The sequence below is a fragment of the Nitrospirota bacterium genome (assembly GCA_016219645.1).
GTDB lineage: Bacteria > Nitrospirota > Nitrospiria > Nitrospirales > Nitrospiraceae > Palsa-1315.
Map to the genome: position 1 here is coordinate 22,252 of JACRLR010000012.1, position 15,586 is coordinate 37,837.

General features: G+C 56.2%; 19 protein-coding genes and 1 tRNA gene. 9 read left to right on the plus strand and 11 right to left on the minus strand.

From position 1 onward, the window contains the following. Window positions 1-10: 10 nt before the first annotated feature. From HZB34_03155 to HZB34_03170, 4 genes are all read right to left on the minus strand, one after another. Window positions 11-244: a hypothetical protein gene (locus HZB34_03155; GenBank protein ID MBI5314949.1), complete on the minus strand. Its 234-nt coding sequence runs from the start codon at window positions 242-244 to the stop codon at window positions 11-13. A 65-nt stretch (window positions 245-309) separates the two neighbouring features. Next, window positions 310-723, minus strand: coding sequence for a hypothetical protein (locus tag HZB34_03160; GenBank protein ID MBI5314950.1), 414 nt, complete (start codon window positions 721-723; stop codon window positions 310-312). A 21-nt stretch (window positions 724-744) separates the two neighbouring features. After that, window positions 745-1,095 carry a (2Fe-2S) ferredoxin domain-containing protein gene (locus HZB34_03165; GenBank protein MBI5314951.1) on the minus strand — a complete coding sequence of 117 codons (351 nt, stop codon included), beginning with the start codon at window positions 1,093-1,095 and terminating at the stop codon, window positions 745-747. A 309-nt stretch (window positions 1,096-1,404) separates the two neighbouring features. Then, window positions 1,405-1,788 carry a hypothetical protein gene (locus HZB34_03170; protein ID MBI5314952.1) on the minus strand — a complete coding sequence of 128 codons (384 nt, stop codon included), beginning with the start codon at window positions 1,786-1,788 and terminating at the stop codon, window positions 1,405-1,407. Window positions 1,789-2,068: 280 nt separating this feature from the next. Between HZB34_03170 and ald the strand changes: the two genes are divergently transcribed. The 8 genes from ald (at window position 2,069) to HZB34_03210 (ending at window position 7,484) form a co-directional block, all read left to right on the plus strand. Beyond that, window positions 2,069-3,172, plus strand: coding sequence for an alanine dehydrogenase (gene ald, locus HZB34_03175; protein MBI5314953.1), 1,104 nt, complete (start codon window positions 2,069-2,071; stop codon window positions 3,170-3,172). 34 nt (window positions 3,173-3,206) lie between these two features. Next, window positions 3,207-3,283: transfer RNA gene (locus tag HZB34_03180), tRNA-Pro, on the plus strand. A gap of 318 nt (window positions 3,284-3,601) precedes the next feature. Further along, complete coding sequence (locus tag HZB34_03185) at window positions 3,602-3,898, plus strand: acylphosphatase (GenBank protein MBI5314954.1); 297 nt, start codon at window positions 3,602-3,604, stop codon at window positions 3,896-3,898. 16 nt (window positions 3,899-3,914) lie between these two features. Beyond that, complete coding sequence (locus HZB34_03190) at window positions 3,915-4,883, plus strand: sigma-70 family RNA polymerase sigma factor (GenBank protein MBI5314955.1); 969 nt, start codon at window positions 3,915-3,917, stop codon at window positions 4,881-4,883. 3 nt (window positions 4,884-4,886) lie between these two features. Further along, window positions 4,887-5,411 (plus strand): adenine phosphoribosyltransferase, encoded by a 525-nt coding sequence (locus tag HZB34_03195; protein MBI5314956.1) that lies wholly within the window; start codon window positions 4,887-4,889, stop codon window positions 5,409-5,411. 109 nt (window positions 5,412-5,520) lie between these two features. Then, the gene (locus HZB34_03200; protein MBI5314957.1) at window positions 5,521-6,087 is read left to right on the plus strand and encodes a TraR/DksA family transcriptional regulator; all 567 of its coding nucleotides are present in this window, start codon (window positions 5,521-5,523) and stop codon (window positions 6,085-6,087) included. Window positions 6,088-6,229: 142 nt separating this feature from the next. After that, window positions 6,230-6,934, plus strand: a complete 705-nt coding sequence (gene queC / locus HZB34_03205) for a 7-cyano-7-deazaguanine synthase QueC (GenBank protein ID MBI5314958.1) — start codon at window positions 6,230-6,232, stop codon at window positions 6,932-6,934. Between the two features lie 133 nt (window positions 6,935-7,067). Beyond that, window positions 7,068-7,484: a cytochrome c gene (locus HZB34_03210; protein MBI5314959.1), complete on the plus strand. Its 417-nt coding sequence runs from the start codon at window positions 7,068-7,070 to the stop codon at window positions 7,482-7,484. Window positions 7,485-7,628: 144 nt separating this feature from the next. Here the strand turns inward: HZB34_03210 and HZB34_03215 are convergent, their stop codons facing one another. Then, window positions 7,629-8,396 carry a DUF2490 domain-containing protein gene (locus tag HZB34_03215; GenBank protein ID MBI5314960.1) on the minus strand — a complete coding sequence of 256 codons (768 nt, stop codon included), beginning with the start codon at window positions 8,394-8,396 and terminating at the stop codon, window positions 7,629-7,631. 272 nt (window positions 8,397-8,668) lie between these two features. Between HZB34_03215 and HZB34_03220 the strand changes: the two genes are divergently transcribed. Further along, window positions 8,669-9,196, plus strand: a complete 528-nt coding sequence (locus HZB34_03220; GenBank protein MBI5314961.1) for a hemerythrin domain-containing protein — start codon at window positions 8,669-8,671, stop codon at window positions 9,194-9,196. Window positions 9,197-9,371: 175 nt separating this feature from the next. On the opposite strand, the gene HZB34_03225 is transcribed toward HZB34_03220, so the two are convergent. The 6 genes from HZB34_03225 to ribD form a co-directional block, all read right to left on the minus strand. Beyond that, a complete protein-coding gene (locus tag HZB34_03225; protein ID MBI5314962.1) occupies window positions 9,372-10,109 on the minus strand; it encodes an rRNA pseudouridine synthase in 738 nt (245 codons plus the stop codon). Window positions 10,110-10,382: 273 nt separating this feature from the next. Continuing rightward, window positions 10,383-11,039: a riboflavin synthase gene (locus HZB34_03230; GenBank protein ID MBI5314963.1), complete on the minus strand. Its 657-nt coding sequence runs from the start codon at window positions 11,037-11,039 to the stop codon at window positions 10,383-10,385. A 176-nt stretch (window positions 11,040-11,215) separates the two neighbouring features. After that, window positions 11,216-12,385, minus strand: a complete 1,170-nt coding sequence (locus HZB34_03235; GenBank protein ID MBI5314964.1) for an MFS transporter — start codon at window positions 12,383-12,385, stop codon at window positions 11,216-11,218. Continuing rightward, a complete protein-coding gene (locus HZB34_03240; GenBank protein MBI5314965.1) occupies window positions 12,382-13,200 on the minus strand; it encodes a hypothetical protein in 819 nt (272 codons plus the stop codon). Before HZB34_03240 ends, HZB34_03235 begins: the two co-directional genes overlap by 4 nt. Then, window positions 13,200-14,489, minus strand: coding sequence for a hypothetical protein (locus tag HZB34_03245; GenBank protein MBI5314966.1), 1,290 nt, complete (start codon window positions 14,487-14,489; stop codon window positions 13,200-13,202). The genes HZB34_03240 and HZB34_03245 overlap by 1 nt, the downstream gene beginning before the upstream one ends. Next, the gene (gene ribD / locus HZB34_03250; protein ID MBI5314967.1) at window positions 14,486-15,574 is read right to left on the minus strand and encodes a bifunctional diaminohydroxyphosphoribosylaminopyrimidine deaminase/5-amino-6-(5-phosphoribosylamino)uracil reductase RibD; all 1,089 of its coding nucleotides are present in this window, start codon (window positions 15,572-15,574) and stop codon (window positions 14,486-14,488) included. The genes HZB34_03245 and ribD overlap by 4 nt, the downstream gene beginning before the upstream one ends. Between the last annotated feature and the right edge of the window lie 12 nt (window positions 15,575-15,586).

The window sequence follows — 15,586 nt, forward strand, 5'->3', positions numbered from 1 at the left end:
GACGGCCAGGCTACCCCGTCTTCTTTTGCGGCTCCAGCATCTTCTCCCCCTTCTTGAACACTCCATAAATCGCCTGCGAGGGGCAGGCGTCCAGACAGAGGCGGCAACTTTCCAGACAGCGTGAAGGGTCGAACTTGTAGGGAGGAGTGGAGAGCCAGGCGCCGGTCGGGCAGATCGGGACACAGATAGCTTGATGGGTGCAGCGGTCTGGATGGCGGATGAGGTGGTCACGAATGATCATCATGGGTTTGACTCCTTCAAAGAGACCTTGGGAAAAGATCTCGAACATGTTTCTATCCGGAAGGCTGTTCACTTCCACTCCTTCACAAGCTCTTTCAGCCGATCCTTCAATTCCGGAAACTGCTCCAGATTGTTGTGAATCGCCCCGAGAATCTTCTCCACCCTGGCTGACTTGAGGGCATCCTTGTCCTTCTTGACCAGTCGATCATACTCCACGTAGGCTGCCTGATGCGCAGGTTCAAGAACAGCTCGTGCCACAACCAACGCCTCCCCCAACTCGTATGGCTCCGGCGCCATCGGGGGCACGATGGTAAAGGTGCCATCGGAGCACACCAGCACTGCAGCACCCTGTTTCCCCTTGAGCGGGATGACGGCCTCGACGGTTTTTCCTACCAATGCACCCCAGGTCCCGAGTAATCCAGGAAACTGCTTCATGAAGGCCACCTTTTCCAGGTTGGCTTTCCATTTTTCTTCGACGCTCATGACAATCCTTGTGGTGAGACCCTAAGATTTGAGCGGAGGGAGTGTTGTAGGGGCCGGATGATCCGGCATGATGAGACGGGTCACGACTTCGCCCTTGATGACATGGCGCTCCATGATTTCCGTCACGTCGGCTTCTGTTTTCACTTGATACCACACACCCTCAGGATAGATTACGACGCTCGGTCCCTGGGCGCAATGATCGAGACACCCGGCTTTGTTGGCTCGAACGATGTCCTTCAAGTCCAGCCGCTTTGCTTCCTGCTTAAAACGGGCATGGAGCGATTCCGACCCGAGCTTGGAGCAGCTCCCACGGGGATCGTCGGCGCTCCGCTGATTTGTGCAGACGAAAATATGTCTCGTGAATGTCGACACAAATGGTTCCTGCTCGGTTAGCCGACTGCGGAAAGTTTATGTGAACATGCCAAAATTTCACTGACGCGCAGGTGTGGGACAAGGCGAAAACGCCACGCAGGATGCTCAAAAAGTCTGTCCAGCAAGGCCGCAGCGAGCGAAGAGGCGAGGAGGTACAAACCGCACTTTGTGTGGGCCGTTCGCCCTTTGGATGGATCTTGGCGAACGGAAAATCCCCTCAAGTGCTTTCGACATCCGAGAGGCTCTGTTCGGTACGTTAAGCCCCTGAGCGAAGCGAGAACGAAGCTAGCGGACTTTTTCAGCATCCTGCTAGGCCTGCATCGTGGTGGTCTGCATCCGGCCAATCAGTTGTGTCACATCAGCTGCGGTCAGGAATGGAGAGTGCCCAGCCGTTCCGGAGAGAATCGTCGCAATCTCTCGCAACCGTAACGAGGCCCGTTGAAATTCATCCTGCGCAGACAGGGTGGAACCCTGGCCGGCAATGAGTTTATCGAATTCCCCCACGATATCACGAAAGTCGCGCTGGAGATTTTTCTGCATCGAACAGCCTTCGCAGTACCATTTCGGACTTTGATCGGTTGAGGGAGATAGTCGGTCGTAAGTCCGGCCGAAGAAGTCCTTCCCGAGCGATAACTTCATGAGCGCGGTGCCGGTGGCGCCGCAAGCGTTGCAGGACCCGGACATTGAATCCATAGAGCCTCCCTCTGTCGATCGTGAGATGAAGAGCGGGCGAATCTTACAACAGGCCTGCGCGCACTGTCCACCTGATCGCGAGCCAGGCGAATCTGGTCTGTCTTGTCTGTTCGGTCTGTCTGGTCTATCTCGTTCATTCGCTCAATCTGGCTCGACCTAATAACCAGACTGACTAGATAGACCAGACAGACCAGATAGACCGCTTAAAGGACTTTTCCCGCGTCCTGCTATAGAATGAGCTCAGAATTAGGGGAACAGATCGCTGAGGGAGGGAGAAATCATGGTCATCGGAGTGCCAAAAGAGATCAAGGATCACGAGTATCGTGTCAGTGTCACACCCGATGGAGCACGGGCGTTACGTCAGGCAGGGCACGAGGTGTTGGTGGAACAATCTGCCGGTGCCGGCAGTGGATATGCTGATAGAGAGTATCAACAGGTGGGTGCGACCATCGCACAATCGAAGCCGCAGGTCTTTCAGCAAGCAGAGTGTATCGTCAAAGTGAAGGAACCCCTGCTGTCGGAGTGCCCCTTGTTTCGTCCAGGCCAGGTGCTCTTTACCTATCTTCATCTGGCTTCGTTCCCGGAGCTGACGAAAGCCTTGCTCGACAGCAGAATCCTCGCGATTGCCCGCGAAACCGTCGAAGCGAAGGACGGCAGTCTTCCCATGCTGAAGCCGATGAGCGAGATCGCCGGTCGCATGTCGGTACAAGTCGGAGCGCACTATTTGGAAAAAACGCAAGGAGGGCGCGGTCTGCTGCTGGGAGGAGTGCCCGGTGTTGAGCCGGCGCGGGTGGTCGTGCTTGGCGCCGGCGTAGTCGGGAGTGCAGCAACACGCATCGCTGTGGGCATGGGCGCCCTGGTGACGGTGATCAATCTGGATGTGGACCGATTGCGGTATTTGGATGATCAGTATCATGGGCGGATTGTTACGTTGGCTTCGACGACAGTGGCTATTGAGCAGGCAGTGCTCGCAGCCGATCTTGTGATCGGAGCGGTTTTGGTTCCCGGCGCCCTTGCGCCCAAGCTTGTGTCTCGCCAACTGGTTGCCAGGATGAAACCTGGTTCTGTGATTGTGGATGTGGCTGTGGATCAAGGCGGCTGCTTCGAAACCACGAAACCCACGACCCATTCGGATCCGGTCTATGAGGTAGACGGGGTGCTGCACTATTGTGTGGCAAACATACCGGGCATTGTTCCCCGAACTTCGACGGAAGCCCTCATGAACGCGACTCTTCCGTATCTGCTCCGACTGGCAACAGAAGGGGTCGATGCCACGGTGCGAGCCGATGCGGGCTTCGCCAAAGGCGTGAATCTCGCTGATGGAAAAGTCACATGCCGAGCGGTGGCGGAATCCCATGGCTTGCGTTTCGACCCTCTGATGTAAGACAATGATTTTTTACTTCACCGGATCACCCGGTCGGGGCGTAGCGCAGCCCGGTAGCGCACTGCGTTCGGGACGCAGGGGTCGGAGGTTCGAATCCTCTCGCCCCGACCAAAACACATCAGCTCAGCCCGTGGCCTATCGCTGCGACAGAGACTACTGGATATTAACACCTACGGTTATATACCCATAACCACGGCTACCTCACAACGCCAACCCTTCACCATAAGGAGTGATCGATACAGGCAGCTATGGCTGCTCTCCCCTAGCCGAGTCTCACCCAATTCCACTATATTCCCCTATTTTTCATTTCAGAAACCATGTACGAAATTCTCTCGCGCATAATCGCAAAACGCGTGACGCTTCTGTGGAGGTATGAGAATATTCGTTCGTTGAATGGGCATCGTTATATCGCACAGTCTGTTTGAGTCTATGGCCGAACCGATTGAACCAGCAGCTCTCCGGGCGAAGCTGCTTGTGAGAGGTAAAGTCCAAGGGGTCGGGTATCGAGCGTTTGCGGCGCGCGTCGCAGCGCAACGAGGACTCTGCGGAGGTGTCAGGAATCTCGGTGATGGCCGGGTCGAGCTTGACGTTGAGGGCCCCAAAGAGCAAATCCTGATTCTGATCGAAGACGCTAAGACCGGGCCTCCTGCGTCGCGGGTGACAGCGGTCGACGTGGAGTGGAGTCCGGCGACAGGACGATTTTCAGATTTCCAGGTGTGGTACTGAAGGAGCCACGGAGCGTATGGCGCGAGAAGGCGAAGAGTTGCACGATCTGAGCGAAGCGCGCCGACACTTCGTCGATTCTGAGGAAGAGGATATTGCCGCGCCTCCTGGACTAGACGAGCCGCTGATCGGAGAAGAAAAACCGAATCGCCGCGCGGAAGGATTGGATACTCTCAAGTGCTATTTGCGCGAGATCCGTCATTCGACCCTACTGACCTTTAAACAGGAACAGCAGTTAGGCAAGCGGGTCATGGCGGGGGATGAGAAGGCCCGTCAACAGATGATCGAGTCGAATCTCCGTCTGGTCATCAGCATTGGTAAGCGCTATATGCATCGAGGGTTCCCCTTCTCCGATGTCATCGAAGAGGGCAATCTAGGACTCATCAAGGCCGTCGAAAAATTCAACTATAAACGGGGGTTTCGCTTCAGTACCTATGCCTCCTGGTGGATCAGGCAGTATATCGAACGGGCCATTATCAATCAGGGGAAGCTCGTGCGATTGCCCGTGCATGTAGTGGAACGGCTCAACCGCTATCTCGCCAAGACAGAGCAGCTCGTTCAGGAGCTCGGACGAGAACCGACCGCGTCGGAAGTAGCGACAAGGATGAAGACGACGAATGAGACGGTGTTGGATCTGAGACAGGTGGTCCGTACGACCTGTTCGCTAGACAGTCCGATCAGTGAGAGTGGAGATACCTTCTTACGCGATGTGATTGAAGACCCCTCGTGTGTCTCGCCTGCCGATACAGCCGAGGGGGTGATGCGTCGGGCGGAAATGATGGAATGGGTGCAGGAGTTGCCTGAGAAGGAGCAAACGGTTATTATGTCGCGGTTTGGGCTCGATGGAAGTGAAGCCAAGACGTTGGAAGAGATCGGCCGGGAGATGGGGTTGACCCGTGAGCGGGTCCGGCAGATTGAAATGGCGGCTTTGGCGCGATTGCGGCATACCATCGAACGAAGGACCATGACACAATCCGACTTGCTCTGATCGATGACCACCGTCAATTACCACGCCCTCGTTCGCGAAGTCCCCGACTTCCCAAAGCCAGGCATTCTCTTCTATGACATCACCACGTTGCTCAAAGATGCCCGCGCCTTGTCGTCGATCGCCGATGAATTGACCGCCTATTATCATGGACAGCGGATCACTAAGGTCATCGGCATTGAATCACGTGGGTTCATTTTCGCGGGGGTCCTGGCGAACCGGTTGAACGCCGGATTCGTCCCGGTCCGGAAACCCGGCAAGTTGCCCGCCGACTGCTTTGAAGTCAAATACAGCCTCGAGTACGGTACAAACTCCCTTGCCATCCACCGTGATGCGATCGCGGTGGGAGAACGGGTGCTGATCGTAGATGACTTGCTTGCGACAGGGGGCACGGCAGCCGCGACTGTATCGCTCGTTCGGCAGTTGGGCGGCGAAATCGCCGGGCTCGACTTTCTTGTGGAACTCCAGGGCCTAAAGGGTCGAGAGAAACTGGTCGGCTACCCCATCCATTCAACTATCTTCTATCCCTAGGGGCCCCCAACTTTTTCCCTACATCCCCTTGTCAACGATCATAGCCCCATGCTATGAATGCCGAACTTTTTCCGGCTATTCGACGTTCACCACAGGAGTAGGACTCGTCATGGCAACAAAGACCCCTGCCAAGAAAAAACCAGTGGCAAAGACCAAGGTGCGGGCGAAGCTTGCAAAGCCGGCGAGTAAACCAAAGCACGATCCGGTTGTAGTCGTCCCAAAACCTGTCAGCATGGCAGTCTCTCCCCTGGCTGCCAGACCAAAAGAATCGGCGAAAGAACGCGAGGACCGGGAGCGCCGCCGCCAAGTCCTCCATCAGATGTTGATGCGGAAACGCCAGGAGATTCTCAAAGAGATCGAAGGCAGTCTGGGCCAATCTCTCATTGAAGATAAACAACGGCGGCTTGAATCCGCACGTGACGTCGGCGATCAAGCCCTCATGGATCTGGATCGCGAGCTGGGCATTTCTTTAATGGAAATGCGCAATCGCCGCCGGCAGGCCATCGACGAAGCATTGACGAGGCTCAACGAAGGCACCTATGGTATCTGCGCGGAGTGCGGTGTAGAGATCAGCGAGCGGAGATTGGACGCCGTCCCGTTTGCGAAACTCTGTGTCGAGTGTCAATCGAAAGAAGAGCTGCTGGAAAAAATCGAGCGAGAAGAAGATCGCGATTAGGTATCCCCGCTCGGAATCAGCTCTCTCCCTGCCTTGCATCGCCTGTATTCCGTCAAGAGTGATTCTGGCCCTTGCTGCTCAGGCGAGGCTCGCGTTCTTTAACGACGCTTGGTAACCTGCGTCGTATGTGGGAATGGGTGTGATGAGGCCAACAAGTCATCGAACGGTCGTCTTGGCGAGTGGAGGGCTGGATTCTACCGTCACTGCAGCCATAGCCAAGCAGGAGGGTTGTGAGCTCTTCTTCCTCACGATTGCCTACGGCCAACGCCATGCAGTGGAGGTAGATCGAGCCAGGCAGGTTGCAGCCGCCTTGGGCGTGGCGAATCATCTGGTGATCAATCTGGACCTTCACGCCATCGGCGGGTCGGCGCTCACCGGGCCAGCGGCCGTGCCCAAGGACCGAGCAAGCAAAGAGCGTCGCCAGAGCATTCCTGTCACATATGTGCCGGGACGGAACCTCATCTTTCTCTCGATTGCGGCAGCGCATGCGGAGGTCGTGGGAGCGACTTCCATCTATTTTGGTGCAAACGTGCTCGACTATTCCGGTTATCCCGACTGTCAGCCTGAGTTCATTCGTGCGTTTGAAGCCGTGGCAAAAGAGGGGACAAAAGCCGGACGAGAAGGGATCCCCCTCCATGTCAAAGCCCCCTTGCTGATGCTGACGAAAGAGGAAATCATCCGGCAAGGGATTGAGCTACATGTCCCGTTTCATTTGACCCATAGTTGTTACGATCCGGTGGGGGATCAGGCTTGCGGACGGTGCGATAGTTGTCTGATCCGGCTGGAAGGATTTGCGAAGGCTGGGGTTGTGGATCCCATCGCCTATGCGATAACCTCAGGATGTTGAAACAGGCGGCCAGCGCCGTTCTCGCCTCATCGAAATCCTCAACGTACCCCAGAGGGTACGCCTCTGGTTTCGATTCGGCTGCGGCCTTGCTGGCCATTCTGTTTGAACATCCTGTAAAGGAGTTAAATTGAACATGATCAGCGATACTGATTCTATGAAGATCACGATGCCAAAAAGATTTCAGATCGGAGTATGGTTGCTGGGGCTTGGCCTGCTCGTGGCCTGCGATTCCTCGCAGCCAACACAAGCAGTCGTGGGAGGTCCTGTGCCAACCGAGTTCCAAGCTGGCGAAACCACGTTCAACGCAAATTGTGCGGCCTGTCATGGGAATCAAGCGGCGGGAACGGACCACGGGCCTCCGCTCGTGCATAAGGTCTACGAGCCGAACCATCACGGCGATCAAGCCTTCCAACGGGCTGCGGCCAATGGCGTCCAGGCGCACCATTGGCAATTCGGCAATATGCCCAAGATCGAAAGCGTGACCCCCGGGGATGTCGATCAGATCGTGAAGTATGTACGCTGGCTCCAACGTCAGGCAGGCATTCAATAGACCCGTCTGCTTCTTATTGTTCCCTCACTCGATCGTCAAAAATATCGTCATGGCACAGAAGTGCCGCAGGGGTGATACAGTGGGGCTGCGACTACCCCATGGCAATTCCTAGCTGTTGAACCACCCTCCACGAATCCAGAAACGCTACAAATTAATCCAGAGCTGTATAAGGATCATGTTATTTATTTGATTGACCATCTCTTCTTTACGGGTATTGATGATCTGCATTTGGTAGCCCAGATCCACATTGAATTGTTTTATGAACTCCCGATTAAAGCCGATGAAGAACCGGTTTTGGTCGAATCCTGCCTCGGGACCGCCACTGACCCCATTCAGGTTGACGAAAATTTCATCGTACGTCACGAAGGACCAGCTGGGAATCATCGGCAGTGGGACATCCACGCGTAACATCGTTCTGGCGCGAAAGGCAGTGTCGCTCACATGCTGTATCCATCGTTCTTCCAGTCGGGAGCGGCTGAGAAGTTTTACGAATGGAAATGTTTCGAGGAATGGCAGCTTGTCCTTATACGACAGCTGCTGATAGATGCGTTGTTCCCCGGTAAAATCGGGCTGATCGTTGGCCTTATAGTAGACGGTGCTCCACGCATATCCCTGCCATACGGACCAACGATCGTTCAGCTTGTAGCCAACGGCTGTACGAAGAATCAGTTGATCCAGTTGCGATACGTCGTCCCCGAATCGCGGGTTGACTTCCGCGTACCCGAGAAAAGACGTCGAGAGTGGAACGGTCAGATAGACCGGCGCCCACAGTCGGAAGTCCTGCTGCGTGTTTTCGCTGGCGAGGACCTCCGACCCGGCCCCGGCCAGGAGACTCCATGTCGCCACTCCAATTAATACACGCTTGAGTCTTGAGCACCATCCCTGTTCGTGACGTGAGTCGTTTTTCCCCATGCACTCTCCCTCCACGATGATGACAAATTCAAGCCTTATAGCGAACTTCTGGGCCAATATTCAATCTCAAATCGCGTTGCAGCCCGAAAAGCTCCAATCGGCCTGAGGGGAGGCACGCAGCGATTGCCTGAGGTATGGTCTGATCTATACAAACGAGATAGACCCGACAGATCTAATGAGCCAACGAGCCTAACAGAGCCGCTGGCGATATAGATGCAAGCGATATATGATGATGGCCTGAGTGTGACATTGGCGATGGTTGGAGCCGGCTGATGGGGCAACCAGCGAAAGAGAACAGGGGGCTGCTCACGGAATTTCTACTCGCAGACCACCGGCGGCTCGACGGGCTGTTCCAAGCGGCAGTGGCTCAGCCCGGAACGATTGATGACCGCGCCTACGCCCAATTCCGTGCAGGGCTCCTCCGGCATATCGGCATGGAAGAGAAGATTCTTTTACCTGCCGCCCAGCGCCAGCGCGGGGGGAAACCTCTTCCCATTGCTGCCAAGCTCCGGCTCGATCATGGAGCCCTTGCCTCGTTACTCATGCCGACGCCGACAGCCGCAATACTGGCAGCAATCCAAAACATTCTCGTGGATCACAACGTGCTGGAGGAAGGAGCGGACGGGTTGTATGAAACCTGTGATGCGCTGGCCGGCCCGGAAGCAGAATCAACCCTGGCCGCTCTCCGTGCCGCACCGGAAGTGACCGTGATGCCTTACAACGACAGTCCTGCAGTCATGAATGCCGTTCGCCGTGCGTTAGAGCGGGCGGGGTATCACCTCCGCGAGCAAGATCCGTAGCGAGCGAGAACGCTCGCCCCCTGGGCGACATGTTTATCGCCCGTTACCAGAACAAGCCGAAGGGCCCCCTGCGCCGTCTGCTTCCTGTACGCGAGAAGGAAGCCAAAGTGATCAAAAAAACTAATCAGAAGCAGACTCGGATTTACCACGGTGACTTCTGACCCAGACTTGAGAGTTATCCACCTGAAAGCGCCTTCCTCACGCCCTCGATCGGGATCTCGCGCCATGCGCCTAGCCGGAGATCTTCCAGTTTGAAGGGACCATATTGAACGCGCCTGAGTCTAGTCACTTCGTGCCCCAATGCCTTGAACAGTCTTCGGATTTCACGGTTTTTCCCCTGTATCAGAACCACTTCCAGATGTGATTCTCGTCCGGACTGCTTCTGAATCTTCACGCTGTGGCACTGGAGTCGCTCGCCAGCATCGACCACTCCGACTACGGCCTCTGCGGCCTGTGTCTCAGTGAATGCTCCACGCACTGAGACCAGGTAGGTCCTCCTTACTTTATTGATCGGATTCGTGAGATAGCTTGATAGAGACGAATCGTTCGTGAGCAGGAGGAGTCCACTGGTCGCCTGATCGAGTCTCCCGACTGCATGCATATAGCCCAGGTCTGCCGGCAGTTCATCGAAGACTGTTTTGCGGCCCTTTTCGTCACTGTGCGTTGTGATCACCCCTTTCGGTTTATGAAAGAGGATAAATCGTTTGACCGAGTCATGAATCGGTCGGTCATCGATCGAGACAGCATCTCTTGGCCACAAGACCCACGTGGCCGGATCGCGTATAATTCGACCATTGATACGGACTCGCCCTGCACGAATCCATTCCTGGCTTGCGCTCCGTGAGGCGATTCCATGCTTCGAAAGCAACCGATCCACTGTGAGACGTTTAGACGCAGCGGGTTTATGTGCCATCCTGAACTCTATCTGATCTGAAAGCTGATCGGTACATACTGACAGCTGTAGGATGCTCAAAAAGCCCGTCCAGCAAGGCCGCAGCGAGCTATCACTCTATAAGGGGTGGCTGGGATGATCCCAATTGCGCGCGTCCTTTCTATCCCATATTTTCGTTTAAGGGCAGCCTGGTCGATCCTCGATTGCGCGCGTCGAACGAGCACATTCTGATCGTGCGCGTTCCGCGAGCAGGAGGATGACCAGGCTGCCCGCCCCCCCTTTTTCAGCATCCTGCTAGAGGAGGCCGTGTTTTTTGAGATAATCCTTGTCGATGACGGGGGACGGTTTGGAGGGAAGCTGTCCCCGTTCCTGCAACAGGCGTTCGACATATTTCCCGATCAAATCTGATTCCAGATTAACCTGGTCACCGATCTGCTTCAGGCCCAGAGTGGTCATATTCGCCGTGTGTGGAATAATCGACACGGTGAACCCACGATCTGTCACCTGGTTGATCGTCAAGCTGATGCCGTCCACGGTGACAGATCCCTTCACGATGCAGTGACGCAGAATCTCCGATGGGGCTTCGATTACCAATAATATTGCATTCCCATCTTGTTGGCGGCTGCGGACCGTCCCAAGGCCGTCCACGTGACCGGCCACGAGGTGCCCCCCGAGTCGTTCGTTGAGTTTCATCGCCCGCTCCAGATTCAGCGGCGCACCGGCCGTAAGTGTCCCAAGGGTGGTCACGGACAGAGTTTCGGGAGAGACCTCCACGGAGAAATTGTGCTCATTCTTATTCACCACCGTCAAACAAGTGCCATTCACACTGATGCTGTCTCCGATTTTGAGATCAGCCATCACGGTTGAGGCAAGGATCGACATCCTCGTTCCGGCAAGGGTCCTGTCGATTGAGACGATGGCACCGAGTTCTTCCACAATGCCTGTGAACATGCGTAGCCTTTGCTAACAGACCTCAACCAGCAGCTATGATTCTTTCTTAAAAACCTGTCTCACCACATACACGAACATGACAAGCAACACGAGCACGCCAATCCCGGCTAGTGCGCCGATCACAAGGTTCTCTGTCGCGACGGACTCCATCAGGGGACCATTATATAGTATCCACGCTACGTCCGCCTCATCATCACCCAGAAAATCGATGCCGCGACGAGTTGCAGGCCGGCGATGATGGCAAAGGCGTTGGCATAGTTCAGTTGCGCTATCAGGACCCCTGCTAGGAGCGGCCCGGCAGCGTGTCCGATATCTCCAATCGTCCCTTGCATACCCATCCCGGCCCCGAGCCCCTTGAACTCGGAGCTGTCCGCGACCAACGCGGACGAGGAGGAGGAAACAATGGCCTCGCCAAATCCGAATCCTGCCGACAGCATCAGTAACAACCAAAACATCGAGACTTGGGGGATGCAGACGAAGGTCGCAGCACAGACTATGAGCCCGATGACGATCAGCGGCTGACGCCCGATGCTATCAGACACCCGGCCCATAATCGGCTTGGAAACAAGCGACGTAAGGGCCTGAACCGTAAACAACAGGCCGACTTCCCCCGGGTTCAACCCTGCTGAAACCCCGTAGAGGGGAAGAAATGCCATCAAGGCCCCATTCGCAATCATCTTGGCCGCGTCGGTCGAACTGGTAATGAGCACCTTGCGATTCTTGGCCACCACCCTGAATCCCTTCCACATCTCCGCCATTAGAGGAGCCATCCCCTTCTCCTGAACACGATGAGGGGGCGGTGTGAGGCGCAGGCTGTAGAAGATGGCAATGGCGATGCAACCGAATATCCCGGCGGTCATGAAAGCAGAGGAGAACCCCGACGCATAGATCAAATAGCCGCCGATAAAGGGTCCGAGCAAAGCGCCGGACTGCGTCGAGGCTGTATAGGTGCCGAGCGCGGCGCCCCGTCGTTCTCGGTAGAGATCAGCGACGGTCGCCAATGCACTCGGCGCAAAGATGGCGGTGGCCAGCCCATGAAAAAACCTCAAGGTGGTTAGAACATCCAGGTCTGTCACCCAGGGGTAGAGAAACGGAGGGAGCCCGAAGGCCACCACACCGATCTGTAAGAGGAACCGCCGGCCATAGATGTCTGACAGTGCTCCTGACGGCAGTTTGAGGAACACGCCTGTAAGGGTGGAGACCGACACGATGAGCCCGATCCGCTCTGGACTGGCTCCCAGCGATTCTGCGAACAGCGCCAGCACCGGCATCCGGACCATGTTATAGCTGATAAAGCAGAACACGCCGACGGTGCAGAGCAACGTAAAGCTGCGTGACATCGTCATGGTGCAAGTGCCTTGGATGGAGACGACGCGCCGCGGGAATGTGACAGATTGTCCAGCGCCTGTTTCAGGAACGCCACCTCATCATCCGGCAATGGCGGAGGGCCGGTTGCCTCCAAAAGAACCCGATCGGGATGTCGCCACATTTCTTGCCCCAGACGATTGACAACCGTGATGCCTTTGATCAACTTCCCTGCAACGGTGCGCCCGACAAGTGGCCTGATGAGCGACACCAGTCCTGCCAACAGACGGTTGTTCAGCTTCGTATAGGCCACCAGCGTCGTTTCGACCCTGTCGTTCCGCTCTTCATCTTGGACCGGATTCATTTTCAGAAATACGACGGCCTTCGCGGTGATGTCCGGCAGCAGAGTGCTCGTGTGGGATCCTTCCACATAGTAAATCCGATTGGTGGAGTCTTGATACAGGAGTTCGACGATCCCTTCTGTTCCATCACCATCGTTGCACCAAAATCGGCCAGCTTCCCTGGCCTCCGACTTATAGGGACTGAGAGCGAGTCGATTGATCAACGTGGCCGCCATTGGCGGCCGGTCCAGGAGATAGCGATAGACCGGCTCGGGCAGCTGTATCCGTATCGGCCCGACGCGATTGACCGTCGTGTAGTCACTGACGATCGACTGCAGGGGACAGACCCAGTGTGTCCCAATCTCTTCAACAGGGAACGTCACCCCTTCATGTTGAGAAGGCAGGACACAGGTCTCTGATTGGGCCAAGCTGGAATAGAGAGTCACACTGAACCCGATCACGACGAACAAAGACGGAAAGCCGGCCCTTTTTGCACCCAATGATCGGGGGATCATCACGGCTGTTTTCGAACTTGAACGGCGAGATGGATCGGAAAGAGTTGCTGAGAGTCCTGTCGCAGACGAGCTTGTCGCAACAAAGTCTCAATGGATGGCGTCACAAGACCTTCGAAAGATACTTGCCCATTGGTGAGCACCACCACCGGTTTGGAAGAATCGATGAGCTGCTCGTTCAAAAAGAGGCTGTAGCGTTGAACCCGGACAGCTTGGACTTCGATGCGATTCGGCGCCACGATGGAAGCGTCCAGCCTCGCATATTCCCGGCGTTTGATCAGGTCGTCTCGTTTGCTGATCAGATCTTCGGAAAATGCGGCAATGGGATCGGTCGCATCGATGCGCACCCATCCAAACGGTTGAAGGTGGCTGGCCTCACGTACCACCGTCACGGTTCTCGGCAAGGGATTACGTCGTTGCGTGTGAAACCAGTTGACCAGTTCAGGCAATTCCTCCTTTGGAAAGTAGTGCCCGCCCGCCATGGGGTGCTCACGATCATGTTCCCGATAGACAAAGGAATACCCCAACCTGGTCAATTCTTGCGTAATCGCACGGCTGAGCTCCACCGGCATCACCTCATCCTTGACACCATGAATGATATAGATCGGCGTCGAACGCAGGTTAGCCAGGAACGGCATCAACACGTTGTCGAGGCCGCTTGCCATGGGGGCAAGGCCTGCGAACAGAGGCGCCTGATGCATGCCGATCACCCAGGCCCCGATTCCACCGTTGGACATGCCGGTGAGAAAGATCCGGTCAGGGTCGATGTGATAGCGCCGTTGCACGGAATGGATCGTCGCTAACACCAACTCCTCCGCCCCTCTCGTAAACCATGCGCCCATTGGCGCAGTCGGACAGGCCACGATAAATTCTCCCCCCAATCGAGCCTCCCAACGCTCCAGATAGGCCTCACCGGTAAATCCCGCCCCATGTAGGCAGACGACCAATCCGTACTCTTTCGCCGGCTGATAGGTCGGGGGAATGGAGAGCGCCAGGCGAGAGGCACGTCCCTGCACATCGATTCGCTCTTCGGGAAGAGTCCCTGTCGGTTGCGGAGAATAGACCCGCTCGGTCTGAATGATTCGTACTGCCCGGTCGATCGTGATCATGGGATTGGACAGCATGGCCTGCAGGGCAGAAGCAGCCTCTTCTGCATCCGCACTATCTAAATAGCGGAAGATCTGGCTATTGAGATCGACTGGAGGTGGGACAGCATCAGCCGCCGCCACCGCCTGTTCGACAAGCACCGCTAGGATGACGACAAAGACCGCACAGAGGAGCCTGGGTGTCACAGATCTCCTTCCACAACCAGATCATTCCCGGTCCGGCGAACCGATACATGGCGCAATTTCAGCACCTGGGCCAAGCGCGTCGGACCCCGGTCTCCGATCATCGCCTTGGCATCCTGCCCTCCCATCAGAGTAGGCGCAAGATACAGAACGACGTGATTGACGAGTTTCTCCCGTAGGGCCGAGGCATTCATTGTGCTGCCCCCCTCGATAAGCAGAGAAGTGATTCCCCGCTTGCCTAAGACCTTCAGCAAAGCTGAAAACGAAACGCGCCCTTTTTTTGCCGAAATGGCTACAACTTCCACTCCGGCCCGTTCAACTGAACGACGGCGTGGACGGGAGGCACGGCTCGTGGTCGCGATCAATGTCTTTGCCCGGCCCTGCTTAGCACAGACCTTCGCCGTCGATGGCGTCCTGAGGCAGCTATCGAGCACGACGCGTAACGGTTGCCGAGGCGCGAACTTGAGCGGCCGGTCGGACAGTCGAGCCGTCAACGTGGGATTATCATTGAGCACGGTGCCGACCCCGATGACGACTGCATCCACCAGACTCCTGCGTCGATGCGCATCCTGCCGCGCGGGCCGACCGGTAATCCATCGCGACTCTCCCTTCGCCGTGGCTATCTTTCCATCCAATGTCATCCCGGCTTTGAGGATCACGTAGGGAAGACCGGTCGTTGCCCAGTGACTGTACCAGCGATTCAGCTGTGAGGCTTTCTCTTGTGCAACGTCCGTCGTCACAGCAATCCCAGCCCGGCGCAGAGCAACAATCCCCCGTCCTTTGACCTGACGATTGGGGTCAGCCATAGCCACCACCACCTGCCGCACGCCTGATCGAATGATGGCCGGCACACAGGGTGGGGTTCGTTTGAGGAGATGGCAACAGGGTTCGAGCGTGACATAGAGCGTCGCACCCTTGGCGCGTCGCCCAGCTTGATTGAGTGCAAGAATTTCTGCGTGGGGCTTCCCCGGACCGTGGTGATACCCACGGCCGACGATACGGCCGTCCCTGACGACGAGGGCCCCGACCATCGGATTCGGGCTGGTCTTGCCCCGGCCCTTCGCCGCGAGACGAAGGGCCAGGGTCATGAAGCGGAGGTG

Bases quoted from the DNA above. Each gene is read 5' to 3' on its own strand.
- HZB34_03155 (MBI5314949.1), bottom strand. From the start codon at position 244: ATGATGATCATTCGTGACCACCTCATCCGCCATCCAGACCGCTGCACC.
- HZB34_03160 (MBI5314950.1), bottom strand. From the start codon at position 723: ATGAGCGTCGAAGAAAAATGGAAAGCCAACCTGGAAAAGGTGGCCTTC.
- HZB34_03170 (MBI5314952.1), bottom strand. From the start codon at position 1,788: ATGGATTCAATGTCCGGGTCCTGCAACGCTTGCGGCGCCACCGGCACC.
- ald (MBI5314953.1), top strand. From the start codon at position 2,069: ATGGTCATCGGAGTGCCAAAAGAGATCAAGGATCACGAGTATCGTGTC.
- HZB34_03185 (MBI5314954.1), top strand. From the start codon at position 3,602: ATGGCCGAACCGATTGAACCAGCAGCTCTCCGGGCGAAGCTGCTTGTG.
- HZB34_03190 (MBI5314955.1), top strand. From the start codon at position 3,915: ATGGCGCGAGAAGGCGAAGAGTTGCACGATCTGAGCGAAGCGCGCCGA.
- HZB34_03195 (MBI5314956.1), top strand. From the start codon at position 4,887: ATGACCACCGTCAATTACCACGCCCTCGTTCGCGAAGTCCCCGACTTC.
- HZB34_03200 (MBI5314957.1), top strand. From the start codon at position 5,521: ATGGCAACAAAGACCCCTGCCAAGAAAAAACCAGTGGCAAAGACCAAG.
- queC (MBI5314958.1), top strand. From the start codon at position 6,230: ATGAGGCCAACAAGTCATCGAACGGTCGTCTTGGCGAGTGGAGGGCTG.
- HZB34_03210 (MBI5314959.1), top strand. From the start codon at position 7,068: ATGATCAGCGATACTGATTCTATGAAGATCACGATGCCAAAAAGATTT.
- HZB34_03215 (MBI5314960.1), bottom strand. From the start codon at position 8,396: ATGGGGAAAAACGACTCACGTCACGAACAGGGATGGTGCTCAAGACTC.
- HZB34_03220 (MBI5314961.1), top strand. From the start codon at position 8,669: ATGGGGCAACCAGCGAAAGAGAACAGGGGGCTGCTCACGGAATTTCTA.
- HZB34_03225 (MBI5314962.1), bottom strand. From the start codon at position 10,109: ATGGCACATAAACCCGCTGCGTCTAAACGTCTCACAGTGGATCGGTTG.
- HZB34_03230 (MBI5314963.1), bottom strand. From the start codon at position 11,039: ATGTTCACAGGCATTGTGGAAGAACTCGGTGCCATCGTCTCAATCGAC.
- HZB34_03235 (MBI5314964.1), bottom strand. From the start codon at position 12,385: ATGACGATGTCACGCAGCTTTACGTTGCTCTGCACCGTCGGCGTGTTC.
- HZB34_03240 (MBI5314965.1), bottom strand. From the start codon at position 13,200: ATGATCCCCCGATCATTGGGTGCAAAAAGGGCCGGCTTTCCGTCTTTG.
- ribD (MBI5314967.1), bottom strand. From the start codon at position 15,574: ATGACCCTGGCCCTTCGTCTCGCGGCGAAGGGCCGGGGCAAGACCAGC.